General features: G+C 58.7%; 22 protein-coding genes. 7 read left to right on the top strand and 15 right to left on the bottom strand.

Annotated features, from left to right (window positions below):
• The first annotated feature begins 30 nt into the window (after positions 1–30).
• Positions 31–960, top strand: a complete 930-nt coding sequence (locus tag LAC81_RS29500; RefSeq protein WP_223728219.1) for a response regulator transcription factor — start codon at positions 31–33, stop codon at positions 958–960.
• A gap of 81 nt (positions 961–1,041) precedes the next feature.
• Here the strand turns inward: LAC81_RS29500 and LAC81_RS29495 are convergent, their stop codons facing one another.
• Genes LAC81_RS29495 through LAC81_RS29480 form a run of 4 tightly spaced genes read right to left on the bottom strand, consistent with a single transcriptional unit; the run spans position 1,042 to position 5,160 of the window.
• The gene (locus LAC81_RS29495) at positions 1,042–2,100 is read right to left on the bottom strand and encodes an ABC transporter ATP-binding protein (RefSeq protein ID WP_223728218.1); all 1,059 of its coding nucleotides are present in this window, start codon (positions 2,098–2,100) and stop codon (positions 1,042–1,044) included.
• A gap of 2 nt (positions 2,101–2,102) precedes the next feature.
• The gene (locus LAC81_RS29490; protein ID WP_223728217.1) at positions 2,103–2,951 is read right to left on the bottom strand and encodes a carbohydrate ABC transporter permease; all 849 of its coding nucleotides are present in this window, start codon (positions 2,949–2,951) and stop codon (positions 2,103–2,105) included.
• Positions 2,944–3,828, bottom strand: a complete 885-nt coding sequence (locus tag LAC81_RS29485) for a carbohydrate ABC transporter permease (protein ID WP_223728216.1) — start codon at positions 3,826–3,828, stop codon at positions 2,944–2,946. Before LAC81_RS29485 ends, LAC81_RS29490 begins: the two co-directional genes overlap by 8 nt.
• A gap of 60 nt (positions 3,829–3,888) precedes the next feature.
• Positions 3,889–5,160: an ABC transporter substrate-binding protein gene (locus LAC81_RS29480; RefSeq protein ID WP_223728215.1), complete on the bottom strand. Its 1,272-nt coding sequence runs from the start codon at positions 5,158–5,160 to the stop codon at positions 3,889–3,891.
• A gap of 214 nt (positions 5,161–5,374) precedes the next feature.
• On the opposite strand from LAC81_RS29480, the gene LAC81_RS29475 reads away from it, so the two are divergent.
• The 6 genes from LAC81_RS29475 (at position 5,375) to LAC81_RS29450 (ending at position 14,117) form a co-directional block, all read left to right on the top strand.
• Positions 5,375–6,133 carry an IclR family transcriptional regulator gene (locus tag LAC81_RS29475; RefSeq protein WP_223728214.1) on the top strand — a complete coding sequence of 253 codons (759 nt, stop codon included), beginning with the start codon at positions 5,375–5,377 and terminating at the stop codon, positions 6,131–6,133.
• Positions 6,114–7,199: a Gfo/Idh/MocA family protein gene (locus LAC81_RS29470; RefSeq protein WP_223728213.1), complete on the top strand. Its 1,086-nt coding sequence runs from the start codon at positions 6,114–6,116 to the stop codon at positions 7,197–7,199. The genes LAC81_RS29475 and LAC81_RS29470 overlap by 20 nt, the downstream gene beginning before the upstream one ends.
• Positions 7,196–9,088, top strand: coding sequence for a thiamine pyrophosphate-dependent enzyme (locus tag LAC81_RS29465; RefSeq protein ID WP_223728212.1), 1,893 nt, complete (start codon positions 7,196–7,198; stop codon positions 9,086–9,088). Before LAC81_RS29470 ends, LAC81_RS29465 begins: the two co-directional genes overlap by 4 nt.
• Before the next feature lie 10 nt (positions 9,089–9,098).
• Positions 9,099–10,538 (top strand): NAD-dependent succinate-semialdehyde dehydrogenase, encoded by a 1,440-nt coding sequence (locus tag LAC81_RS29460; RefSeq protein WP_223728211.1) that lies wholly within the window; start codon positions 9,099–9,101, stop codon positions 10,536–10,538.
• Positions 10,539–10,548: 10 nt separating this feature from the next.
• On the top strand, positions 10,549–12,273 hold the full coding sequence (locus LAC81_RS29455) for a dihydroxy-acid dehydratase (protein WP_223728210.1): 1,725 nt from the start codon (positions 10,549–10,551) through the stop codon (positions 12,271–12,273).
• A gap of 488 nt (positions 12,274–12,761) precedes the next feature.
• Positions 12,762–14,117: an amidohydrolase family protein gene (locus tag LAC81_RS29450; protein ID WP_223728209.1), complete on the top strand. Its 1,356-nt coding sequence runs from the start codon at positions 12,762–12,764 to the stop codon at positions 14,115–14,117.
• 284 nt (positions 14,118–14,401) lie between these two features.
• Here the strand turns inward: LAC81_RS29450 and LAC81_RS29445 are convergent, their stop codons facing one another.
• The 11 genes from LAC81_RS29445 to LAC81_RS29395 form a co-directional block, all read right to left on the bottom strand.
• On the bottom strand, positions 14,402–15,775 hold the full coding sequence (locus tag LAC81_RS29445; protein ID WP_223728208.1) for an amidase: 1,374 nt from the start codon (positions 15,773–15,775) through the stop codon (positions 14,402–14,404).
• Positions 15,772–16,890 (bottom strand): iron-containing alcohol dehydrogenase, encoded by a 1,119-nt coding sequence (locus LAC81_RS29440; RefSeq protein ID WP_223728207.1) that lies wholly within the window; start codon positions 16,888–16,890, stop codon positions 15,772–15,774. The genes LAC81_RS29445 and LAC81_RS29440 overlap by 4 nt, the downstream gene beginning before the upstream one ends.
• Positions 16,891–17,130: 240 nt before the next feature.
• Positions 17,131–18,297, bottom strand: a complete 1,167-nt coding sequence (locus tag LAC81_RS29435; RefSeq protein ID WP_223728206.1) for a VOC family protein — start codon at positions 18,295–18,297, stop codon at positions 17,131–17,133.
• A complete protein-coding gene (locus tag LAC81_RS29430) occupies positions 18,294–19,244 on the bottom strand; it encodes a LysR family transcriptional regulator (RefSeq protein WP_223728205.1) in 951 nt (316 codons plus the stop codon). The genes LAC81_RS29435 and LAC81_RS29430 overlap by 4 nt, the downstream gene beginning before the upstream one ends.
• 208 nt (positions 19,245–19,452) lie before the next feature.
• Positions 19,453–20,025: a CGNR zinc finger domain-containing protein gene (locus LAC81_RS29425; protein WP_223728204.1), complete on the bottom strand. Its 573-nt coding sequence runs from the start codon at positions 20,023–20,025 to the stop codon at positions 19,453–19,455.
• Between the two features lie 457 nt (positions 20,026–20,482).
• A complete protein-coding gene (locus LAC81_RS29420; RefSeq protein ID WP_223728203.1) occupies positions 20,483–20,839 on the bottom strand; it encodes a YciI family protein in 357 nt (118 codons plus the stop codon).
• 38 nt (positions 20,840–20,877) lie between these two features.
• On the bottom strand, positions 20,878–21,588 hold the full coding sequence (locus LAC81_RS29415; RefSeq protein ID WP_223728202.1) for an SDR family NAD(P)-dependent oxidoreductase: 711 nt from the start codon (positions 21,586–21,588) through the stop codon (positions 20,878–20,880).
• A gap of 65 nt (positions 21,589–21,653) precedes the next feature.
• Entirely contained in the window at positions 21,654–22,652 is a 999-nt protein-coding gene (locus LAC81_RS29410; protein WP_223728201.1) for a sugar ABC transporter substrate-binding protein, read from the bottom strand.
• A 9-nt stretch (positions 22,653–22,661) separates the two neighbouring features.
• A complete protein-coding gene (locus LAC81_RS29405; RefSeq protein ID WP_223728200.1) occupies positions 22,662–23,648 on the bottom strand; it encodes an ABC transporter permease in 987 nt (328 codons plus the stop codon).
• A gap of 1 nt (position 23,649) precedes the next feature.
• A complete protein-coding gene (locus LAC81_RS29400; RefSeq protein ID WP_223728199.1) occupies positions 23,650–24,627 on the bottom strand; it encodes an ABC transporter permease in 978 nt (325 codons plus the stop codon).
• Positions 24,611–26,119, bottom strand: a complete 1,509-nt coding sequence (locus LAC81_RS29395) for a sugar ABC transporter ATP-binding protein (protein ID WP_328717458.1) — start codon at positions 26,117–26,119, stop codon at positions 24,611–24,613. Before LAC81_RS29395 ends, LAC81_RS29400 begins: the two co-directional genes overlap by 17 nt.
• Positions 26,120–26,337: the final 218 nt, after the last annotated feature.

The following is a 26,337-nucleotide window of genomic DNA, read 5'->3' as shown; positions in this document are numbered from 1 at the left end:
TCCAAATTGATCCTGTAGTCCCGGACCGGCTTGACAGAAACGAACGGATTCGCGGCACTGGCGGACGGGGATGTCGGAAAAGCACTGGAAGCAACATTTACAAAGGCTTACGCATGGAACAAAAAGAATCTGTGCGTCGTGACAAAACGGTTGGTTTCTGTCCCTTCATGCTGGCTGTGTTGCCGCCGGATGCCGACCATGAAGCGGCATGCGACCTTCGAGCAGATCTCCAGGCTTCTGATGGATTCCTGGATTTCAAGCCCCGAAGGACTTGTGAATCCTGAAAGTCTCTACAGTCCTTTTCTCGGAATGCTGCGGGCCAACATGATCCTGCTCGTGTTCGATACCCGGCCGTCGAATCCCGAGGAATTCCAGCTCAATTTTGTTAAGTGCTACGACCTACCTACCGGAACAGCCAGACTGCCCTTCCCGCAGCGTACAGGATCCGTGGTGGACTTCCCGGATCAGCGGTATCTGCATGGGGTTTTAATCCCCGAGTATGCCAACGCCGCAGAACGACAGCGTCCGGTGATGGGGAACGTTGTGTCAAGGATCCTCGACATGCATGCTGCCTACGACCAGATCATCCTGCCTCAAAAGAATCCCGCTGGGCGAAGTGACTGGTGCATCGGCCTACTCGGCATTCGTCTCATGTTGCCGACGGGACCAAGGACCGATGGACTAGACGATGCCGACCTCGCGGTGCTGCAACTGCTCACGCAGGGAGCATCAATACGGGAGATCGCCGCAACTGCCAACTTGTCAGCGCGAACAATCGAGCACCGGATCGAACGGTTGAAGTCTAAGTTTCAGGCCAGGAACATCACTAAGCTCGTCGTGCTGGCGATTTCGGCGGGCATAGCTAGCAGCGGTTGGCAGGAACACCGATATTCGCAAGGAATGCTTGACAGGCGCCGCATGCCTCTTGAAGACGCAACTAACATAGGGTCGCAGCCTTAACAGCTGCGACCCCGAGCTAGGTTCTAAGGCAATCTTTGAGTTTCGCGCCGGTAAACGGAGTCTGGATCCGCAAAACGATGCCTACGCAAGCGCAACGCCTTGCCTGTCAAACGTGTGAATCTTGTCGCCCATCGGCTGCATTCCTACTATGTCACCTGCGGTAAGATGGGTCTCGGTAGGAACCGCAATCGTAATCGCATCGGTCAAGCCTTCCGTTTCCACAAAAGCGTAGGTTTGCGCGCCGAGGCGCTCGATCAGTTCGACCCGTCCACGAATGCCTCCCTGTTCCGGCGGAATAATCGTGATGTCTTCTGGCCGGACTCCCGCCGTCACCGTTTCCGCAGCTTTCCAGGTATATGCCCGCTCAATCGGCGCTCCATGAACTTTGAGGGTTCCGTCCGCTACCGAAGCCGGAAAGAAGTTCATAGAAGGGGCGCCGATAAAGCCTGCCACGAAAGTATTTGCAGGACGCTCATAGAGTTCCATAGGAGCACCGACCTGCTCAATCTTGCCCTTGTTAAAGACTACGATTCGGTCTGCGAGCGTCATGGCCTCCGTCTGATCATGAGTTACGTAGATCATCGTGGCTCCGAGCCGTGCGTGAAGGCGCGCAATCTCGAGACGCATATGCACCCTCAGCGCCGCGTCGAGGTTTGATAGCGGCTCGTCAAATAGGAATATCTTCGGCTGGCGAATTATAGCGCGACCAATGGCGACGCGCTGTCGCTGCCCCCCCGATAGCTCACGGGGAACTCGGTGGAGGAGAGGACCGATCTTTAAGGTGGCCGCGACATCAGCCACCCGACGGGAAATCTCGTCCTTCGCCACGCCAGATAGCTTCAGCCCGAAGCCAATGTTCTCCGCCACTGTCATATGCGGGAATAGTGCGTAGGACTGGAAAACCATTGCGATTTCTCGCTTGGACGGCGCGGTCGTGGTCACGTCACGGCCGGCGATGCCGATCGTGCCGCCCGTAACATCCTCGAGGCCGGCGATCATGCGAAGCATCGTCGACTTCCCGCAACCGGAAGGGCCGACGAAGACTATGAATTCCCCTTCTGCGACATCGAGGTCGACCCCGCGGATAACCTCAAGCGCGCCATAGGATTTGCGGATCGAGCGAAGTGCAAGCTGTGTCATAATCAACCCTTTACCGCGCCCATGGTCATGCCCTTGATGAAGTAGCGCTGGAAAAACAGAAAGACGAAAAGCGTGGGGAGGCTTGCGACGAGCGAGAGTGCACCCTGCACGCCCCAGGCGACGGAATACTGGCCCTTAAGATTGACGATACCGATCATAATCGTTCGTTTGTCATCGGACTGGGTGAAGATCAGCGGCCATAGGAAATCGTTCCAGATCCAGGTAAACTGCAGCGTCGCAAGAACCGCAAGCGCCGGCAGGCTGAGCGGCAGCACGACACGGGTCAGGACTTGCCATTCGGTGGCACCCTCAAGGATTGCCGCCTCACGCAACGCCGTCGGCACGGTTGCGAAGAAGTTGCGCATCAACAGCGTACAGATCGGAATTCCGAGCGCGGTATGGACGATAAAGACCGGCCATAGCGTATCGATCAGACCCATGCCGTTGAAGAGGCGGAAGAGCGGGACGAGGATGACTTGCGGCGGGAAGAACATGCCCGCAACGAGGACGAGGAACAGCATGTTGGAACCGCGAAACGGCAGCTTGGCGAAAACATAACCTGCCAGCACGCCGAGCGCCGTCGATGCCAGCGTGCCCGGCACCGTTACTAGCAGCGTATTGAGGAAGTAGCGGTGCACGGCGGGGTTCGACAGAACCTCTACGAAGTTGCCGAGATAAAACGACGTCGGGAACGACCAGAGACTGCCGAGTGCGATCTCGCGGGTCGTCTTGATGGAGGCCAGCAGCACACCGAGCGTCGGCAGCAGGAAGACGATCGCGAGGGAAAGCAGCATGGCGAAGATCGCCCCGCGCCATGGATTGAAACGGCGGACAGCGGAAGGATTAGCCATAGATCCGGTCCACCTTCTTAAGTTGGCGAAAATAAATGCCGATGATCGTGAGTGCGATTAGAAACAGCACGACGGAAATGGCACTGCCGTATCCCATCAAATATTTGCGGAAGGACTCGTTGTACATGTGCATGGCAAGGGTGTCGGAGCTGTTGAACGGTCCGCCGCCGGTCATGATGTAAAGGATATCAAAGCCCTTGAGCGAATTAATCACCGAAAGGGCGATGACGACGACGGTGGACGGAGTGAGCAGTGGCAGGACAACGAAGACGATGCGTTGCCAGAGTTTCGCGCCCTCAATCTCACAAACCTCCAGGAGATCCTCCGGAACCGCCGTTAGTCCGGCAAGATAAATCACCATGGAAAGGCCGGTCTGTTGCCAGGACCAGGCAAGTATCACAGATCCGAGCGCCGTATCCGGCTTAGCCAGCCAGGCATAGCGCATCTTCTCGCCAGTGATATTGGAGAGCACCGTGTTGAGCAGGCCCCAGTCTGGCTGGTAGATCCATATCCAGATCTGCCCCACGATAACGGCTGACAGGCAGATCGGCAGGTAGAACACCGTCTTGAAGGCGCGACCGCCCGGAACTTTGCCATCTAGCAACAGCGCGAGCCCGAGCCCAAACAGCGTCGGCACCACGATCGCTGCAACCATCCAGATCGTCGTGTTAATGGCCGCGTTCATGAATAGCTTGTCGGTAAAGATCTTGCTGAAGTTGTCGAGGCCCACAAAATCGTAGTTGGCACCGAAGCCGTTCCAGTTCGTCACGCTGTAGAAGAAGGAACTGAACAGCGGCCAGATCACGAAGACGGCGAAGACGGACAATGGCGGTGCCAGCAGCGCAATGCGCCACAAGTTGTTATGCCGCTCCATCATTATTCCTTTCCGGGAAATCGCGACCCGCGATGGGCCGCGACCCTCACCCCTGTTACTCGTCTACTGCTTGAAAGCCGTCTTCGCATCGGCGGCCACAGCCTTTAGGATATCGTCCAGCTTGGACGGATCGTCGATGAAGCGCGTGAACATCGAAAGACCGACTTCTGCAACAGGCGGTGCCGTGGCAAGATCGTAGTTGAAGGCGAAGGCTTCAGCTTCGGCAACAGTCTTGGCCGCCCCCTGCATGACGCTGTTATAGGTCTTGGGGTCGACATTGACATTGGCCGAAAGCGCGCCCTGCGCTTCAGCCCATTTCGCCTGGACATCGGCGTTCGACATCATGAATGCCAGGAATTTCTCTGCTCCCTCCGGATTGGCGGCGTTAGCAGAAACGACCAGACCGTCGACAGGTCCGACCGCGGCATTCGGAATACCGTCCTTGATCTTCGGGAACGGAAAGAAGTCGTAGTCTTGGCCTGGAACAAGGCCGACGCCATTCCAGTAGCCGGTGATCCAGGTACCCATCAGGGTCATCGCTGCGTCGCCACGAGCTACCTTGTCGGCGGCGTCCGTCCAATCGTCCGCATTGGCATTCTCCACAAAGAAGCCCTGATCGAGAAGGTCCTTCCAGAGAGACATCGCTAATACGACTTCCGCGTCATCATAGGACGCCTCACCTTTCATCAGCTTGGCCCGATACTCGGGACCGGCGGTGCGCAGCAGCAGGTAATCGAACCAGAACTGCGCCGGCCAGCGGCTCTTGGAACCGAGCGCGACCGGGGCGATGCCCTTTTCCTTTAGAGTCTTGCAAAGCGCAATGAACTCTCCCCAGGTCGCCGGCGGCGCCGTCATGCCCGCATCGGCAAGCACCTTCTTGTTATAGAACAGTCCCGCATAGTGATAGTTGAGCGGCACGAGGAAGCGCTTGCCGTCATAAAGCGTTGCACTGTCGGCAATTGGCTTGGCGACGACGCTATCGAGCTTCTCGCTCACCCAGATTCCGTCGAGGGGACGCAAGCTATTGGACTTTACAATGAAGTCAACACGCGCACCGGCCCAATAGCTGAAGACGTCGGGGAGGCTGTGACCCGCCGCCCGAACGAGAATGTCCGTCTTGAAATCCTCGTGGCCTACCGGACTTTCCTTCATCTTGATGCCGGTCGCCTGCTCGAATTTTTCGACCTGATCATTGAAGGCCTTCAACCCGAGCTCGCCTGTGAAATAGTGGCTGATAGTGACTTCACCCGACTGGGCGAAAGCGGGGCTGGCGGCGCTCGCCGCAGATGCCAGGAGCGCTGCAAGCATGAGCGAGCGCCGCGTGATGGAAAACATAGGGACCTCCCGAAAGTTTGCGATTGTTAAACTTATTGCCTCGCAAAACCAGAATTCTGCAAATTTGTTGCCGATGTCAACACAAAAGTATTGCATTTCGAAACAAAGTCAGCAATTCATCGGCATATCGGCGGTAAAAGTTGATCTAGTTGTCATATGCTGTACTTAAGTTTAGCATGGCGCAAATCAGCAGACCCCGAAGGAGTTTTTACCGATGCGCCTTTTGCAATCTCTCACACGTGGCCTCGAAGCCCTCGATTTCCTTGCAGCAAGCCGGGAGCCTGCCCGGCTGACTGATGTCGCCGAGGCGCTGGGCGTGGATAAATCTAACGCATCGCACCTGATGAAGACCTTGGTCGCCGCCGGTTATGCGACCCAGGATTCGGCACGCCGCTACCAGCCGACCGATAAGATCGCCCGGCACACTGCAAGCCGCCATTCGCTGATCGACATAGTCTCCGTGAAGGAGGCCTGGCGTCCTGTGCTGGAGCGTTTCGTCGCCGAGACAGGCGAATGCGCCCATATGGCGGTGCTCGTCGGGAGTCGCGTCTGGTATATTGATAAGATCGATTCCTCGCTGCCGCTTAAGGTCGATCATCCGATCGGCGCCCTGGCACCGCTCCATTGCACGGCGCTCGGCAAGGCGTTCCTGGCATTCGGCGATGCCCATGTCGATGGCCCCTTCCCGTCGTTCACTCCCCGTACGCTGACCACACGCCGCGCGCTCGATGACGAAATCACCCGCACCCGCGCCCGCGGCTATTCGATCGATAATGAGGAGTTCGCTCACGGCATCCGCTGCGTTGCGCGTCCCATCTCCGATGATCACGGCCGCATGATCGCCGCCGTCGGCGTTTCCGGTCCCTCCGTCCGCGTGACCGACGAGCGCCTCGCCGAACTCGGCCATATCATTACATCCGTTTCCATGCCCCCATTAGAGAAAGGCCTCTTGCATGAGCATCAGCCCGATTAGGGTCGCCGTTATTGGCACCGGTCGCATTTCCGATCTCCATGCGATCGAATATCTCCAGAACCCGGCAAGCCGCATCGTCGCGCTTTGCGACCGCGAGCCGGAACTGGCCGCAACCAAGGCGAAGCAATGGGGTATCGATCGTGTGGCCATCGAGACCGATCTCGATGCCGTCCTGGCAAGGCCTGACGTCGACCTGGTAGAAATCCTGCTGCCGCACCATCTCCACCTCGGCGCCGCGCTCAAGGCGATGGATGCGGGCAAGATCATCTCGCTGCAGAAGCCGATGTGCGTTTCGCTGGAAGAAGCCGACCAGCTCGTCGCCGCCGCCGAGACCTATGATCGACCAGTCAAAGTCTTCGAAAATTTCATCTTCTATCCGCCGGTACTGAAGGCTCGCGACCTGATCGACCAAGGTGCAATCGGCGAGCCGCTTTCGATACGCATCAAGTCCAATCCCGCGCGTAGTGCCACCGCCTGGGACGTGCCTGCCACCGCGAATGCCTGGCGGCAGAAGCAAGATCAAGCCGGCGGCGGGCCGCTGGTCTTCGACGACGGCCATCACAAATTCGCGCTTGCCTGGCATTTCATGGGCGAACCTGACGAAGTCCATGCCTTCATCGGCGATACCGAGGGCCCCGGCGGCATCCGCTTCGACGCCCAGTCGCAGATTTCCTTCCGCTTTCCGGGCAACCGTATCGGTAATCTCGAGATCGTCTATTCGCCCGAGATGGAACTGGCGACACGCCACTATGCGCAGGACGACCGCGTTGAGATCACAGGCACCAAGGGTGTCATCTGGATTAACGGCGGCCATGGACGGCTGGCCGATGTTCCGCCGGTCGTACTCTATAACGACGGCAAGCTGACGGAGTTCCGCGACATTGCAACGGGCTGGGAGCAAAGCTTCGTACTCTCGACCCGGCACTACATCGACGCGATCGGAAGCGGCGGGCCCCCCGTGCTCACCGCCCGCCAGGCCCGTGAAATCCTGCGCTTCGCGCTCGCCGCCGAGGAATCCGCGCGCATCGGCCGTCCCGTGGACCTCAGAAAGGGGAGGTCGGCATGACCATTCTTCCGTTTCCCGACGGCCCCACGCATACCGCTGCCGATCGCGCTGCCTGGCTCAGCGCCGCTGGCGGACTAAAGGCCGCAATAGACGCGGAACGCCTCAGCACGCCCGTGACAATGCCGCTGGTCGAGGCACTGGTTCTCGGCCTGATGCGACAGGGTGTGACTAAATATCTCGCGATCTTCGGTCATGGCAGCACTGCGCTTGCCGATGTCCTCGACGCATATGAAGCGCAGGGGCTGGTGCGCTGCTGGCAGTTCCGCAACGAAGTGGAGATGGCGCATGCCGGAACGGCCCTGTCCTGGGTCTACGGCGAGGTCGGCGCCGTTGTCACCTCCATCGGTCCGGGCGCCTTCCAGGCCATGGCCGCGTCACTCGCCGCTGCGTCCAACGGCGTCGGTCTCTATCACCTTTACGGGGACGAGACGACACAGGGCGAAGGTTACAATATGCAGCAGGTGCCGAAACCGGCACAGGGCGTTTTTGCCCAAATTACCTCCCTTATGGGAAGCGCCTATACGCTGCATACTCCGGGCGCGCTGCGGGATGGACTACGCAAAGGCGCGACCTGCGTTTTCCACCCGTGGCGCCCCGGCCCCTTCTACATGAACCTGCCACTCAACACTCAGCCCGCCCCGGTGACGCTACGGCTCGACGCCTTGCCCGACCGGCCCGTCTTCCCCGCTCTCGCGCCTGCTGACGACAGTCCGCTTCGGGCCGCGGCGGATGCAATTCGCGCCTCGGCCAAGGTTGCGATCAAGCTTGGCGGCGGCAGCCGCACGGCCTCGAGGGCCGTCCGGAAACTGGCCGAAGCGGCGGGCGCGCTCGTCATCTCCAGCCCCGGCGCCAGCGGCGTCCTGCCGTCCAATCATCCACAGAACATGTGCGTCGGTGGCTCCAAGGGATCGATCAGCGGCAACTGGGCGATGAACGAGGCCGAGCTCCTCATCGTCATTGGCAGCCGCGCTGTCTGCCAGGCGGATTGCTCAGGCATCGGCTGGCCGAAGGCGCGTCATGTCGTCAACATCAATGCCGACCCCATCGACGTACAACACTACAACAACACAATCGCGCTGACTGGAGATGCCTCCATCGTCGCCGACCGACTAGCCGAGATGCTGGGGGCGCACGGGCCCGATCCAGGCAAGGCGGCCTGGCTGGAGGCCGGTCGTGCAAAACGCGCGGAGTGGGACAATTTCCTTGCCCGACAGGCCTCCTCGCCGCCGCTCTTTGATCCCGTCTGGCAGAAACCGGTGCTCACTCAACCCCGCGTCATCCGGGTTGCCGCCGACTTCTGCCGCCGGCACGGCTCGTTGAAGTTCTTCGATGCAGGCGACGTCCAGGCTAACGGTTTCCAGATCGTCGAGGACCAGGCGCCCTTCGAAACCTTCACAGAGACCGGCGCGTCCTACATGGGATTTGCAGTCAGTGCGCTGCTTGCCGCTGGGATCGCCGACAACGGGCGCCATGGCATCGCCTTCACCGGTGACGGTTCGTTCATGATGAACCCGCAGGTACTGATTGACGGCGTCGAACATGGCGTGCACGGCACGATTCTGCTTCTTGACAACCGACGTATGGCCGCCATCAGCCACCTGCAGCACTCGCAATATGGTCGCGAGTTCCGCACCAATGACGGTGTTGCCGTCGATTACGTGAGGCTTGCCGCTGCGGTGAGCGGCGTTCGCGCACTTTCCGGCGGCGAGGACGAGGAGAGCCTGGTGGCCGCGCTCGAAGAGGCGCATGCCTGGTCCGGCCTCAGCCTCATCCACGTCCCCGTTTATTTCGGCGAGGACCCCGCCGTCGGCCTCGGTGCCTATGGTCAATGGAACGTCGGCAACTGGGTAGACGACGTCCAGCGCCAATATGCTCGCACCCTGATCTGAGAGGACGACCATGTATGAACAATTCGGACTGTTGATCGACGGCCAGTGGCGCGCCTCGCGTACCGGGCAGACCCGCCCGGTCATCGACCCCGTCGATGAAAACGTCATCGGCCATCTACCCTCGGCGGGGGCCGCCGACCTCAATGATGTTTTGACCGTCCTCGCCCGAGAGGCGCCCCGTTGGGCCAAGGTTTCGGGATGGGAGCGCAGCGTTTTTCTGCGCCGTATCGCCACGGAAATGCGTGCCCTCTCCGAAGACGCAGTGCGCGACATGTCAGCCGAAACAGGTAAGCCCATTGCGGAAGCGGCAGGCGAGTGGAATGCCGCCATCGATCAGTTCGACTGGTTTGCCGATGAGTCGCGCCGCATCTTCGGTCACGTCCTCGATGGGCGCCACCCCGATGTGCGTCTGAACGTCCGCTTTGATCCGGTCGGTCCGGTCGCAGCCTTCACCGCCTGGAATTTCCCGGCCCTGCTTCCGGCCCGCAAGATCGCCGCCTCGCTCGCGGCCGGCTGCCCCGTCGTCATCAAACCCTCAGAAGAGGCACCCTCCAGCACTTTCCACATCGCCGCTGCTGCGATTAGGGCAGGTCTGCCAGACGGCGTCCTCAATGTAGTCAGCGGGAAGTCCTCCGAGATTTCCGCCCACCTGATCGCTTCGCCGGTAATAAGGAAGGTCTCGCTCACCGGCTCGGTCCCCGTCGGCAAGCTGATCCTCAAGCAGTGCGCCGACACGGTGAAAAAGGTGTCGATGGAGCTTGGCGGTCATGCGCCAGTGCTGGTGCTGGAGGATGCCGATCCGGTAGCAGCCGCAACAGCCTGTGCCCGCGCAAAGTTTCGGAATGCGGGCCAGGTGTGCATCTCGCCGAGCCGTTTCTATGTGCACGAGTCTCTCTACGAACCCTTCGCCCGCACGATGGCGGATATAGCCAACGGGCTCAGGATCGGTCGTGGCAGCGACAACGGCGTCGAGATGGGGCCGATGGCGAATGCCCGTGGCCGCGAACGCATCGTCGGAATGGTTTCCGATGCCTTGACCAGAGGGGCAACCCTGCTTGCAGGTGGGGAGATCCCGGTCGATCGCAACCGGGGCTTCTTCTATCGCCCGACAGTTCTCGGAGACGTTCCGGACGATGCGCTAATCATGAGGGAAGAGCCGTTCGGCCCCGTAGCACCGATCGCGCGCTTTTGCGAGTTTGACGACGCTATCAAGCGCGCCAACGACGTACCCTTCGGCCTTGCCGGCTACGTCTTCTCGCGCTCACTTGAAGGCGCGAACAAGGCGGCAGAAGCGCTCGAAGTTGGCATGGTCGGTGTCAATGACATGCTACTTGCCGCAGCAGAGATCCCCTTTGGCGGGATCAAGGAGAGCGGCATGGGCCGTGAGGGCGGCCAGCTCGGGATATTCGACTATCTCGAAGCCAAGTACATCAAGACGCGGGTCGTGTGAGGAGGACGCCATGTGTGACGACAAGAACAACTCCGGCAAGGACAAGGGTTTTGCACGCGGTCTAACCAATTATGGAGACCGGGGCTTCAGCATGTACCTGCGCCGCTCCTTCGCTAGTTCGATGGGCTATAGCCGCCAGATGCTCGACAGGCCTATCGTCGGCATCGCCCACTCGGCGAGCGGCTTCAACAACTGTCACCGGCACTTCCCGGAAATGATCGAAGCGGTGAAGCGCGGCGTCCTCGCCGCCGGCGCCCTCCCCATCGAGTTCCCAACGATCTCGCTCGGCGAAGTATTCCTCAGTCCGACCAGCCTCAAGTTCCGCAACCTCATGTCCATGGACGTTGAGGAAATGACCCGCGCACAACCAATGGACTCAGTGGTCCTGCTCGGCGGCTGCGATAAGACCGTTCCCGCACAGCTTATGGGCGCTGCCTCCGCCGGCCTCCCGTCGATTCAGCTCGTTGCCGGCCCCATGTCGACCAGCCGCCATCGCGGTGAACGGCTCGGGGCATGCACCGACTGCCGCCGCTTCTGGCAGCGCTATCGCGCGGGCGACGTCGATGACAAGGGCATCGACGAAGTCGAAAAGCGGCTCGCGTCCACCAGCGGCACTTGCGCGGTGATGGGAACCGCCAGCACCATGGCTTCGCTTGCCGAAGCCATCGGCATGATGCCGGCTGGCTCCGCGGCAATTCCCGCGGTCGACGCGGATCGCCTACGCATGGCTGAGGAAACCGGCCGTATTGCCGTATCACTGATCGGCACGGACAAGACGCCCAAGAAGATCATCACGGAAAAAGCACTCGAAAACGGCGTGCGCATCCTGATGGCGATCGGCGGTTCCACCAACGCCATCATCCATCTCGCCGCCATCGCAGGCCGCCTCGGGCTGAAGATTGATCTCAAGCGAATGAACGAGATTAGCGATACGACACCCGTGCTCGTCGACCTCAAGCCGACCGGCATCGCTTACATGGAAGACCTCCACGCGGCCGGTGGCATCCCTGCCGTCATGCGGGAATTGAAGCATCTCCTCCATCTCGACTGCGAAACGATCACCGGCGAAACCATTGGCGACCGCATCGAGGCCGCAGACCCCTGGGTTGATCGCAACGTCGTAAAGCCGTTCGATCGTCCCATCCGTGATAACGGCGGGCTTCTTGCGTTATTCGGGAACGTGGCGCCGCGCGGCGCGATCATCAAACGCTCGGCCGCTGACCCGAACCTCTTCGAAAGAACGGGCCGCGCTGTCGTCTTCACCTCGTTGCAGGATCTTGCAGCTCGCATCGACGATCCCGACCTCGACGTGACTCCAGATGACTTCCTTGTCCTCCAGAACGCCGGTCCGCTCAGCGACGCCGCCATGCCGGAGGCAGGCTATATCCCGATCCCGACCAAGCTCGCACGTGCGGGCGTCAAGGACATGGTGCGCATCTCGGATGCGCGCATGAGTGGAACCGCGTACGGAACGATCGTTCTGCATGTCGCGCCGGATTCTGCTTCCGGTGGTCCGATCGGTTTGATCCGTAATGGGGACGCTATCTCGCTGAGTGTAAGAGATCACTCGATACGCCTCCTCGTCTCCGATGAGGAACTGGAGGCCCGGCGGGCTGAGCCGACGATAGAAAAGACTCCGGCGCTTCGAGGATACGATATGCTCTACCGAAATCACGTACTGCAGGCGGACGAGGGTTGCGACTTCGACTTTCTTCAAAGTGCACAGGAATCCTGATGCGTCGACCGTAAAGGACCTTACGACTTTTCCCTTTCCTCCTTCATCGCGGGCCATTTCTCGAGGTTTGTATGCAGCAAAACGGTGCGGTCGTAATCCTACTGCCGCGCGCCAAATTGCAAGAATAGCCGACGAGGTTTTAGGGGATTCGAGACGCCCGCACAGATTCCGTCGCATCCAGGCTCGCCGAAAATATCCCTTAAGCGGAACCATCGGCGAGTGGAGAAGTGCTTCACGTAGCGAATCCTTGCCATCAACAACCCTTGGCGATCGCGAATCCTGTGGGGAAGCGATGCCAATGCCCTGTTGACCACGTGACCGTGCAGTCAACGTGCTGAAGATCGACCGCGCCGGTCTGCGCCTCACCGCCAACTCACCTAGAGTTTGTGCGTTATACGAACAAAGTTTTTATAACGCACAAATACTTTGCGCCAGTACGGTGAGTAGATTTACCTTCATCCCCGCTGGAACGGTAAGGGGGATGCACGATGGCTTGGGACAGCGCGCGCGGAGAATACCTCATCAAAGGCGGGGCAATCATCACGGTCGACCCCACCATCGGCACGCTGCCCTTGGGCGACGTCTTGATACGTGACGGAGCCATTGTGGACGTGGGAAGCGCCCTCAGTAGTGACTCTGCAGAGATCGTCGACGCCACCGACATGATCGTCATGCCCGGTCTAATCGACACCCACTATCACATGTGGAGCTCACTGGGCCGAAGCTTTATTTGCGACGACGGATTTGGGTACTTCCAGGCGAAATGGGCGACCGCCGAACATTACAGCGCCGAAGACTTCTACAACAGTGTGATGCTCGGCCTTGCTGAGCTTGCAAATAACGGCGTCACGACGGTCAACAATTGGTCTCACAATAATCGATCGCCAGCGCACGTGGACGCGGAGCTGCGTGCGCACAGGAATTCCTTGCTAAGAGCTCGATATTCTCTCGGTCCCCCTGACCAACTGCCGATCGACGTCGTCAACGATTTCACCGATCTCCCTCGCGTGAAATCCGAATGGTTCGATGATCGCACGCAGTTTGACGGACTGGTCCATCTTGGCGTGAACCTCAGGGCGATGGTTCAGAGCAATGCTGACGTGTTTCATAAGGAAATGGAGACTATCCTTGAGACGGGATTGCCGGTCTGTATCCACGCCAGCCAGGACGAGCCAAATCTCGACGACGCGGAGGACTACGAAAGCCGAGGCTATCTGGGCCCGAACTTTCTCTTCTGCCACTACTTGGCGGCGACAGACAGGGACCGCGCGGCCCTAGCCAGAACAAATACCCCACTGAGTTTTGCGACGCACTCAGAAATGAAATTCGGTATGCCCGGGGATCCTCGGCGCGCTCTTCTTGCGGCGAAGGACGCGAATGTTCTGATTTCGCTCTCGTCGGATGCGACCTCAGTTTCTCCGCCGAACATGTTTGAAAATATGCGGTTCACCTGGAATTTGGGCTTCTCGGCGACGAACCCGCTCGGGTTCTGTGACGTCATAAAGATGGCCACCATCAATGGTGCGGTTGCATTGGGGCTAGGAGATATCACGGGCTCTATAACGCCTGGAAAACGAGCCGACATAATCCTTCTCCGCTCCAAGGATCTCAACATGGCGCCCGTGACCAACATCGAAACCGCAGTAGTTCAGGCGGCGACACCAGCGAATGTCGATACGGTCATTGTCGACGGTCGTATGATTAAGCGTCACGGCAAGCTGATGGCATTTGATGTCCCCACGATAGTGGACAATGCAGGGCATTCGGCGCTTCGTATCCGAAAAGCTACTGGTGGCATCTTGAAGCCACGGTTCGGCACGCTGGGCAATCCGATCTGCTGCTAGAGAGGATGCATTTAAAGCTGAGTGGGACCCGGGGATCGAGCTGACACCCTCAAATTCCGAAGCGTTCGATTGAAGATTTCCGCATTTCCGCCTTGCGCCTTCCTCGTTTCCGAACTTCCCCATCCGAGCCGTGGGCACCTTGCCCCGCCGAGTGCGGGGATCTTTTTTTGTGGAGGTAATCGCTCGCCCAGCCGCGCGTAGCGGCGTCTGGCAAAGGTGAGTGGCGGAAGGCGCTCCACCACTCACCTGTCACGTCGCGACAACGCCGCGCCGCCGCATAAAGCCTAAATCTTCTTGCCAACAGCGACCATAACACTCGAAATGTCTGCGGCTAAACGAAGAAGCGCAGCATCTTGCCCGCGGCGTCCTACGATCTGCAAGCCACATGGCAAGGCACCGGGAGGGACCGCCAGCGGAATGGATATGGCCGGAAATCCAGCCATGTTGAATGGCGCCGCATAAGTCATCAGCGCTTCGCGCACTGTTCCGCTCCAGCTTCCGATCTGCACGGATTCCTGCCCGCGGAGGGGAGCGACGCACGGAGTAGTTGGAAGCACAAGAAAATCGATCTTGTCCATGAAGTCGTCTAGTCGTTTCGTGAACGACCGTCGGAAGTCTTGGTGGTCAAAGTAGTCACTGATGCAAACGTTTCGCGCGCGTTCGATCCGCTCGCGCGTCTCGGGCTCGTAATCCGCCTCGATCTTCTCCTTGCTGTTGCGCATGTAGTGGCCCACGCTGCCTTCAGTGAGCACAATTCCAGCGAACGCGGCGAATACCCCTTCAAAGGTCCCGGCATGATCGATCTCGACGGTGTCGTAGGCATTCGCAATCGAAATGACCCCAGCATGGAAGGCCTCCGTCACCGCCGCGTCCAGTGGAACTGGCGGAATCGACCTCAGTACTCCAAGCTTGGTTTTGCGTCCTTGCGGCGTTGCAGGGCTATCGATTCCAAGCGCACTGGCGAGCAGCATCACGTCATCAACAGTTGCGCCTAGGATACCCGCGTGATCGAGCGAGGGTGAGAAGGGAAAGATGCCGGAAGTCGAAAGCCTTCCAAACGTCGGCTTGTAGCCAACTGTGCCACACAGCGCCGCCGGAATCCGTACAGAACCACCGGTGTCAGTTCCGAGCCCAGCGGCTACAACACCCGAAGCGATGGCAGCGGCGGCGCCGCCACTGGACCCGCCTGGAATGCGGGCCTCGTCGACCGGATTGCAGGTATCGCCGAAATGCGTGCTGGCCGTAGTGACACCCCACGCAAACTCGTGCGTGGTCGTTTTTCCGACGATTATCGCGCCTTGGTGCCGAAGCTGACGGACGAGCTCTGCATCCGCGCTCGGAAAATGATTCTTGTATGCGGCAGAACCATAAGAGGCCTCCATATCGTCGGTATCGAATAGGTCCTTGACCGCAATCGGAATGCCTTCGAGGGGGCGCGCGCGGTCCTCATCCCATCGTACTCCGCTGTCCACCGCATCGCGGAGTGCTCGCTCGCCAGCGACGGCAGCGAAGGCGTTAACGCGCGGATTCACGAGCTGTGCGCGGTCAATTGCGTTGCGCACCAGATCCACGGGCGTGATCTCGCCATCACCCAACATATCGAGCGCCGCCCGAATACCGAGGGGCGATGCCGACATACCATTCGGAGAAGCTTTCACCAGATGCTCCCAAGTAGGGTTGCCAGTTTGTCGGAAGCATTTTCACCCAGGTCTGCCACTTCGTTGGGATAATTGCTTTCAAGAAGCGCTGCGACAGCTGGCAGCTCCTCAGGTGACAGATTGAAAGCACCGATCCTGTTTGGAAGCTCAAGCCTGCGAACTACATTCTCTATTCGGTTGGCGAGAACCTCGGCCGCTAAGATGGTGCCGCTCTCAGGAGAGAATACCGTCAACTTTCGTCCATAGAAGTCAGCGCAGGCCCGGATGACAGGCGCCAGCGTGATACACGAGGTCATGCTATGCGGCACACCATAGGTACCGCCAAGAATGTGCCCAATTCTATGGCTCAAGCCGTAGATGACCGAGGCCGGATAGAAATAGCACTGCCATGCGGCGAGTTGCAGTTGGAGCAGGTCGTCATGGTCGACTTTGCCCGATCGGAGTCCCTCCACGGTCTCGAGACCCGACGGCCATCGTTCCAATACGGACAGGAACCGCTCTGCCCCGCTCGCCGCCAGGATCGCGTGAGGGTGATCACTTTCGACTTTGCGCATGCCTTCAACTGCGTGATCAAGGCCTTTGATAGCAGACGAAAGAAGAAGTGCGCGGGGCGTACCTTCGACGAGAACGGGATCGATCACAACGACACGCGGCGTCGTTTCGCTTACCGCATAGCTTCGCTTGAACTTCTGCGGACCGCTCGTTTCAGTGACACCGAAGTAGTGGGAGAATTCGGACCCCGAAAGAGTAGTCGGGAATGCTGCGATCGGTAGGAACTCACCCGTGCGCTGATGATGGAAGTGTGAAACCGCCTTCGCGGCATCCAAAACTGAGCCGCCACCAAGCGCAACGATCGACTTGGCGCCTGCAGCGATTGCTGCGTCCAGCGCGGCTTCGACGGCAAAATCCGGCACGTGTGCCGGTAGAGCGGTAGTGAGCCCAGCGACATCTTTCAGAAAAGGCTGTATGTGTTTTTCATAGAGCGGCACCAACGGTTCGGCTGTGAAGACAATCGGTCGGTTCACGCCGTGGCCGGAGAGCCGGGTTACCGCTTCCGCAATAATGGCTTTTCCCCAAATCACGGACTCTTGTGGCAGGCATTTAAGCTCACTCATGTGTGATACAGTCCTTGCAAAAGCGCTTGAGAGGGTCGGTACTGCTTGCTCGAGCGCCCTCTGCGAGGACACTGAGGTTGGACGGAGGGATCGACTCGATCCCTCCGTGATGGCTTTGGACGTCAATGGGCCAGAGATAAGGACAGAGAAATCCGTCGCCGTTTGGCAATGGACATCTCAATCGCAGGGCGCAATCACGCCAGCTTGATTGTGGAGAGCGTGCGGGCGCCCTCCACCGGATCAAGCCTCCAGAACCGGAGTCGGCGCCGGACGGAAAGCGAGGTGCCGTTCGATCTTTGCACGGTTGGGCTCCAGCGACTCTGGCAGGCAGAGTGATTGCCCCAAGTCCTCACGATCTTCATCGATCGTAAAATTGCTGGGGGTCGAAACAGCACAGATATGACCGTCCGGATCGCGGAAATGGAAGATTTTGTTGTAGATGGCATCCTGGATACCGGAGACGTCCACGCCCGCGCGCCGCAGGCGCTCACGATGGTCGGCGAGCGCCGGTTCGTTTTCGACTTCCAGCGTAAAGTGGTGCGACAGCCCGGTGCCCAAGCGGCCCGGCACATAGTTGGGCAAGCCAAAGAATGTGATCACCGAACCGGGTGAAAGATCTTCATCGCAAGCGTAGTAGTAGTGCGTACCACCCTTTTCATCGAGGTAGTCCGTCTTCTTGATGAGACGCAATCCAACAGTCTCGACGAAGAACTTCTCAGTCCTTTCGGCATTGCTGGAAATGGATGTAATGTGATGAAAACCTCGAAGCGCGTAATCGTCGGTGATGAGCGGCACGGGTGCCGGCCAAGTTTCCGAAGCTACGTGCAGTTCGCTACGTCCGCCAACGAGATTCTCTTCCGGCTGAGGCTTGAATTCCGAGCCGAGAATGGTTTCGTCGTGACCGAAGCCCGGTTCCGAAGTGGCGATTTCGATGATCGCTCCGTCCGGATCCCGCAGATAGATCGCATGGAAGTAGTTGCGGTTATAGGGACCGGTAACATGGATGCCCAAGTCGGTGAGCCGCCGCTTCCACTTCAGGAGACCATTTCGGTTTGGAACATGAAGCGCGAGATGGTGGTTAGTGCCGGCGCCCCAGCGCCCCTTTGCATCGCCAACGCGCGGGTTCGAAACCGCATCCGCCACCAGCGCGGGATCCGTGAAGCCTTCCTTCGGCATCATGTAGAAAATCGGGTTCCACTCGAGGTACGTGACCGTCTGAGTTCTAGGAAGTTCTTCGGCGTGGCTATTGAACCCGAACGTAATCACCGGGAGTCGGCCATCGAGATGACTGACGGTGCGCTTGAGCACACGAAGTCCAAGCACTACCGTATAGAAGTGCTCGATCCGCCCTAAGTTCGAGCACACGAATGTCTGGCTGTTGACGCCGCTTATGATCATTTGGTTCATGATTTTAGATTCTCCTGTTGTTCTGCACTAAGGCATTTCTCCCAATATGGCGGGTTCCCGACATGGGCGATGACTGCTGCTGACAAGGCACGAACCTTGCGCGCCAAAAACCGGTTCTGGGGATAGATGATGCAAAGGTCGTCGGGCACGAGTTGCCAATCGAAATTCACAACCTCGATTTCGCCTGCTGCGATCGCCTTATGGACAATGAAAAGCGGCAGCGCCGCAATTGCGATGCCGTCTTTAACCGCAGCCAACTGGATATCGCCGCTATTCACGCGCATCCGGCTTTTTGGCGTGACGCTCTTCAGCTCCTGGCCTCTACGAAAGATCCATTCCGACTGTGGAGTGATGTTCGCGTAGCTGACAGCGTAGTGGTTTTCTAGACTTTCGATCGTATCCGGCTTGCCGTTTTCTTCGATGTACCGCGGCGAACACACAACCACACGATTGCTGAGACCGAAACGTCGAACGATGAGAGCCGAATTTTTCAGTCTCCCGATCCGGATCGCCATGTCGAAAGAGTCACCCACCAGATCATGCATCTTGTCATCAAATTCGACCTGCAGGTCGATGAGCGGATTGTCCTGCAAGAATTTGGAGAAAACGCCCGTGAGGTGAAGTTGAGCGAAACTCACCGGAGCCGCGACGCGAATTGTCCCCGAGAACTCATCCTGGCGATCACTCACCTCCTCCGCTGCTAGCTGGAACTCCTCGACGATCTTCTGACAACGGTCGAAAAAATACTTGCCGCTGTCTGTCAGCGCTTGCTGGCGCGTCGAGCGACTGAGCAGACTCACATTCAGAGCGGCCTCGAGTGCACTAAGGCGTTGACTTACGACCGACTTGGATACACCGAGCCTTCTGCCCGCCTCACGCATGCTTCCCGCTTCGACGATTGCGATAAAAGTCGTTATCACATCGATACGGAGGTTTGCGGGCTTCATAGCCCTTCAAGAGCGCTTGTTCGCAACTGCACCTCCCTGTAGGTCAATCAAAGCAGTTCATGGAACTGCCGCAAAATGCGTTCCCGGACGCCGATCCAGTCGACGTCTCCTATTGAAGGTCAGTATAAATAATGCGCAGCCATTCGGTAGCCGGACAAACAAGGACACAGTTTCTTGGGGGAACGGACACTGCGTCGCGCCGCCGCTATCAGCCGATCTTGCGGAGCCGAATCCGGGCCTTCTTGGCTTGGTCGCCACAGGTCGTCATCGAACACCAGCGCCGCTTGCCTGGACGTGACTCGTCGACAAACAAGCCTGCGCATTCGACGTTCTCGCAGATCCGTATGCGTTGGCGTAACTTGCCTGCGTAAAGGTCGATCGCATCCCGTGCGACATGCGACAACGCCCCCTCGATCCCGCCAGCGACCCAACGTATTGCAGCCGCATCGTCTGATAGCTGTGGAGCGACATCTACGGAGGCTGCTACATTGATTTGGGCCACATCACGCGCCGTCGGCGGTGTTCTGCGTGCAATCGCCTCACCTACCCTTTGAATGGCCTCTCTCAGGGCGATCGCCTTGGACAGTTTTTGCTCGTCAGCGGCTGGCGGATGGTCGAACAGGCCTATTTCAACACACCACCTACCGAGATCGTCCGGGGTCTTGAGGCGCTCGTAGGGTTGTTCGCTGCCACGATCGCCCAAGGTCGCTGGAAGCGTAAAGCACAGCCGCGTGTCGCGGAGCCGGAAATCTTCTTTGGTACGTCTTTTCCTGTCCACCATACCACTAATATAACCGGTGCGTCCTCAAACGCAAGGTTGCAGCATCGCGATCGATGCCAAACGGAAGTCAGCGGGAATTATCTCAGCTTTTCAAGGCCTATTGCATCGCATCTGGCTGACGAGCGTGGGGGACGGAACAGTGATTGTCGCACGAGTAGAGAAAGATGTTAAAGCGGGGCTAGAGCAGCGACATATCAGCCTGGAAACCCCGGTTCTCAAAGCCATGAAGCACGAGAAGAGTCTTCATCAATACGGCTATCACGGATCTCGCGACAGGGCGTTTCATCCGAAAGAGTTTCCGAACATCTCCGCAAACGCTGCACGTTTTCTAAGGTCCCGAGCGTTGATCCGGTGCGCTCTCCTTCAGGCCGAAAGGAGAGGACCAACTCCTTCCGGCCTGCGCGGCTTCTTCAATAAAGAAGCCGAGTAACTGTGCCGAACGATATGTTGCGCCGGCTCAATTGATTACGGTTGCGCCGTTGCCCGCAGCGAAAGCCGCTCCAAAAAAGAGGTCCATGAGCCGCCCACGATCAGGAACAGGGTTGGGCTCGAGTTCGAAGATCCAGTACGACGCACAGCCGTGAACCTGGAAGGGATCGGTGGCAAGTATCTCCAACATCTCGTCGCGAGAATGCGCCGCCATAATGCAGATACCACCGGTACCAGGTACCTGCCGCCCAGTGACGACAGTCCTCCCCGCGCGGTCCTGCTCCTTCAACCAGGCGATATGCGCGGGCAAATGCGGATCCACCTCGGCCAGCGGCTTCGTGTACTGGCTGATGCATACGAAAATGTTGCGGTCTTCAAATCCCATTTTATCCTCCATGACCAATGCTGAACCCGTCGGCCGGGCTATTGCGCAAGATATCCGCCGTCGACCGCAAGGCTTGCGCCGGTGATGAACGAAGCCTCATCCGAGGCTAGGAACACAACTGCTGCCGCGATCTCCTCAGGTTTCCCGAGCCGCGCCATGGGCGTTCTAGACAAGCCGGCATCGGTGAACTCCTTTGCCTGGGCGCGGACCAGGTCGGTATCCGATATCCCGGGCAATACTTCGTTCACTCGGATGCCCTGGGCGGCATAGGTGATGGCGGCATTCCGAGTCATTTGGGATACGGCGCCCTTCGTTGCATGGTACGCAACGGCTCCGGCGACGGCTACGGTGCCCAGCGTGGAACATACATTCACAATTGATCCGCGCCCTTTGCGCAGCATCAAAGGAAGGACGTGGCGCAGCCCCAGCATCACTCCGGTTTGGTTGACCGCAATCGCGCGGCTCCAATCGTCCAACTCTATCTCGTGAGCTGCCGGATACACGTTTATCCCGGCATTATTGACGAGGATATCGATCCCATCGCTTTCTTGATCGATCGCCGACACGGCAGCACGCCAGTCGCCTTCCTTCGAAACGTCCAAGTGCAGAAAGGCCAATCGGGCATCATCGCTGCTCTGCAAATCTGCGACATATACCTTGGCGCCCTCATCAGCCAGGCGCCTACAGATGGCCGCGCCGAAACCCCGAGCGCCTCCCGTGACGATCGCCGTTCGTCCTTTAAACCGCATTGTAATCTCCCAGTCCAATGGTTGCCGTTCCGGACAGCGCGCTGTCCGGAACGTCTTCAAGCTGCTTAGAGACCCAGCGCCTTCATCGACTTGCAAACTCGCTTTTCGAGCGGCTGCCCAAATTCGCTTGCATTGTCTTTGGTGATCATTGCGGCGGTAAGTTCCACGCGATCCGGGACTTTTTCGCCCTTTGCAATGCGATCGATAAACTCAACCGCGGTGCATCCCATCTGGAAGCCGGAAAACTCAACGCTCGCCAGCATCCTACCGTCGGAGACGGCATTTACCCCGTCGACCGTACCGTCCATGCCGACCACCTGCGGAGCATCGCGGCCTGCCGATTCCATGGCCTCAAGCGCGCCAAGTGCCATATTGTCGGATGCGGCAATAATGCCATCAATTTCCGGGAACTGCTGGATCAGGTTCTCCATAACTTGAAGGGCCTGAAGCCGCTGATAGTTTGCGGCCTGGATCGCAAGGACCTTCATATCGGGATAGGCCTTCAGAGTTTCCAATGCGCCAGCTGTGCGGTTGTCGCTCGTCGCGGATCCTTTGACGCCTTCGATGATTACCACCGTACCCTTGCCGCCGAGCTTTTCAGCGAGGATCTTAGTGACCTCCGCTCCGAGGCGGTGGTCGTTGTAGACGACGTAGGAGTTGAAATTTCCGTCGCCTGCGTCGATGAAGTTGACGATCGGGATCCCGCCTGCGCGCACCTTGTCGACCGAGGGCTTCAGACCCTTGATATCGACCGGGACGAACACCATTCCGGCGGGCTTTCTTGTGATCGCGTCCTCGACCTGGGCGATCTGCTCCTGGAAATTGTTCGGGCGGGTCGGAGCGTACTGGACAGTCTGGTAGCCCAGCGACTTGGCGGCGACATCCGCGCCCACTCTCGCCTCTTCGAAGAACGGGTCGACCTTGTTTTTGGTGAATACCGCGATTTCGGCACTCTGGGCCACTGCCGTCGATCCGAGCAGAGCGGTAAGAACGATGGATGCAGTGCTAATTTTCATTTTAGTGTTCCCTCTGGTTGCTTTGGTAGAAGTTCGCTTGCGCGACAAACAGCGCCGTTAGCGGCGACGCCGATTCATTGCGGTGTCCGCCAGCATCGCTGCGACGAGGACGGCACCGGTTGCGAAGGGTTGCCATGCCGAACTGATGGTCAGCAGGTTCATCGCGTTCAATACGATCGTTAGGAGAAGGGCGCCCAAGACGGTCCCTAATACTGTGCCCGTCCCTCCGGACAGCGACGCGCCCCCAACGAGGATGGCTGCAATCGCGGGCAGCAAGAATGGATCGCCCATCCCCGGGTCCGCCGAATTGACGCGACCAAGAGCGACGATCGCGGCAAGGCCGGAGCAGACCCCGCTCAGTGCGAAGACCAGCAGCAGATTCCGCTGCACCGGAACGCCCGACAAGGCTGCCGTCTCGCGGTTTGCGCCCATCATGAAGATCTGTTGACCAAACGTTGTCAGGTGCATCAGAAACGAAGCCACACCGACCACCCCGAACATGATCAGAATCGGGACTGGGACCCCGAACAGGAACCCGCTGCCTAGATACCGAAACTCCTTAGGGAATCCTGTGATCGGAACGCCTCCCATGTAGTTCAGCGCCAAACCGGACAGAATCCATAGGCTTCCGTAGGTGACCAGGAACGAGGGAAGTTTGAGCCACGCAACGAGCGCCCCATTAATGAGACCCACCGCCGTACCAATCGCGAGTGCAGTGGCTATGCCCAGAGCGGCCGATCCCGTTGAGTGCATCACGCCAGCTGCGACACAGGCCGACAAGGTCACATTTGCGCCGATGGACAGATCGATGGCGCCAGCAACGATAACTAGCGTCGCTCCCGAGGCGACGAGGAAGAGCAGACTCGCCTGCCTCAGAACGTTCGTGAGGTTGCTCAGAGAATGAAAGTTTTCATTCACGAGCGAGATCGCAAGCGAAAGGATGAGGACCACGATCAATCGAGCAAGCAAGGAGACCAGTTCTGGCGACATGTGTTTCGGGCGGACACCGGTCAGACGAGGCGAGCTGAGTGCGACTTTCGACATCTTAGCCTCTCCCTTCGCTGACGAAACGCTCGATGAGGAGCACGGCCAGCACCAGGATGCCGATGCAGACAAGCTGGAGTGACGTATCAACGCCAAGCAGATTGAGGCCATTGCGCAGTATCCCAATTGCGATGACACCGAGCACCGTTCCAAATAGCCAACCATTCCCCCGCTCGAAGGACGTTCCTCCAAGAACCACCGCGGCGATGGCGTCGAACTCCATGCCGAGGGCAATCGTCGGATGACCTGCGTTGGTTCGCGCAATCATGCTGAGAGAAGCAAAGCCCGCGGTCAGACCGGAGATCGCGTATACTGCGCCATGAACAAGACGAACCCTGACCCCAGAGAGCCGTAGCGCGTCGGCGTTACCCCCGACCGCAATGACGTAGCGGCCGAACGTGGTGTGATACAGAAGCCAATGGAAGATGCCGTAGGCTGCGATCGCGATCACGATGAGAAGGGGGAGCCCAAGAATTTGAGCATTGTTCAGCGCTTCAACTTCCGGACCAAGACCGGACACTGCATTTCCGTCCGTGATGGCGAGAGCCAGGCCCTGCGCCATACCGAGCGCCCCAAGAGTTACCACGAACGGTGGCATGCCGAGAGCAGCCACACAGACGCCGTTGAACACTCCAAAGGCAAGCCCCACAAACATCGCGACCAGAGTCGCTAAGGGCAGAGCCACTCCTCCGACAAGGCAGAGCGCTAGCACGACGCCACACAGGCTGAGCAAGGCTCCGGGCGAAAGATCCAATCCTTCAGTTAGGATTACGAAGGTCATTGGAAGCGCAATCAACAACAGAATCGAACTCTGCAAGGCGATGTTCAGAAAGTTCCCCGCTGTGAAGAAACGATCGGCGAACACGCCGAAGAGTGGCATCAACACGAATAGCACCGCGATCGCGCCGAGCGCCTTGTGAGGAAGGCCGGAAAACAGGGCGGGCGACGCCCCGCCGCTGAGTTTAAGATTGATTTTCATCGTGCACCGCCAGTTTCATAATGCGTTCTTCAGTGAGATCGGCGCCCGAAAGCTCGCCCCGCACGCAACCGTTCTGGAAAACGTAGACACGGTCGCAAACCCCGATGACTTCAGGCAATTCAGAGCTGATCATGAGAATGCCGCAGCCCTCGGCAGCCAACCCTTCCATCAGCGCGAAGATTTCGGCTTTGGCACCAACATCGATGCCGCGGGTGGGCTCATCGATGATGATCAGCCTGCGCTTTCCAGGGATAGGAAGCCATTTTCCAATCACAACCTTCTGCTGGTTGCCGCCACTCAGCGTCCTTGCTGGCTGGCGTACGGAATTTGCGACCAGGCGGACGCGCCGGGCGATGCCATCTGCAACGTCCTGCGCCTTACCGCGGGATCTCAGGCCGCTGGGGAATATGCTCCATAAGCCAGGAAGCGTAAGATTGTCGCTGATCGACTTGTCGATCGCCAAACCCTGCTCCTTGCGGCTTTCAGGCACGAAAGCTACGCCAGCCTTGACCGCCAGAACCGGATTCTCCGGCAAAGGCTTGCCGTGAAGCTGCACGCTTCCACCAGTGCGTCTGTCGACGCCAAACACCGCGCGTGCGAATTCCGTCCGCCCCGACCCAACCAACCCGGCGAGGCCTACGATTTCTCCTTCCCTGACCGTGATGCTGGCCTCGACCAAGCCAGCGGAGGAGGAAAGCTTGCTCGTCTCTAGTATCGCTGCACCTGGCGTAAAGCGGGCCGCTCTCTTGTAGAATGCTTCGACGTCCCGCCCAACCATAGCCCTGATGAGCTGTTCCGGGGTCGTCGAGCCAGGAAGCGTTGTTACGACGTGCCGGCCGTCCCTCAGCACTGTGACTCGATCAGCGAGTTCGAACACCTCCCGCATGCGGTGCGAGATGAAGACGATCGCGACGCCGCTGCGTTTGAGCTCCAAAATTATTGACTGCAGATTCGCTGCGTCCCGTTCGGAGATGGACGCAGTGGGTTCGTCCATTACGATGATCCGTGACCGATGTGCCAACGCCTTGGCTATTTCCACGAGTTGCTGCTGGCCAGTGCTGAGCTTCACAACATTGCTTTTGGGATTTCCGTCGTAGCCCACAAGCTTCAGCGCCTGCGCCGCGAATTCGCGCTGCGCCTTGCGGTCCACTGATCCGAATAGGCGGGACTTGGGTTCGCGGCCCAAGACGATGTTCTGCTCGACCGACAAATATGGCACGAGCGCGAGTTCCTGGTGGATTACGCTGATTCCGACGCGCTGGGCATCCGCCGGCCGCTTGAACACAATTGGCTGCCCGTCCAGGAGTATGCTGCCGGAATCCGGACTATGGATTCCGCCCAGCATCTTGATCAGTGTCGATTTTCCGGCCCCATTCTCGCCTAGCAGAACATGAACCTCTCCTGGGTAAATCTCGAGATCAACGCCTTCGAGCGCCTGAATCGCCCCAAACGCCTTGGAGACAGACTGCAGTTTCATAATTGCGTTGGGCACGGGTTGGTCCTCGCAGGATGGCGTCGGCGCCACCTGATCTAAGACACGTAGCATTCGCGTCAGTCCTCTGTTCCCAGCGTCATCGGCGACGCTTTTTATGTTTTGTGTTCTTTTTGGCGCTCAACGCGCAGCCATCATCGGCTATTCAGATTGCGGCGGCGCATACTCCAGCCGCAGCGATTCCATTGATCTTCTAGCGAGGCCTTCCCGCCTCTCAG

The organism is Ensifer adhaerens (assembly GCF_020035535.1).
Lineage (GTDB): Bacteria > Pseudomonadota > Alphaproteobacteria > Rhizobiales > Rhizobiaceae > Ensifer.
Note: the sequence above shows the minus strand (reverse complement) of the source record. Positions and strands in the feature narration are given on the sequence as shown.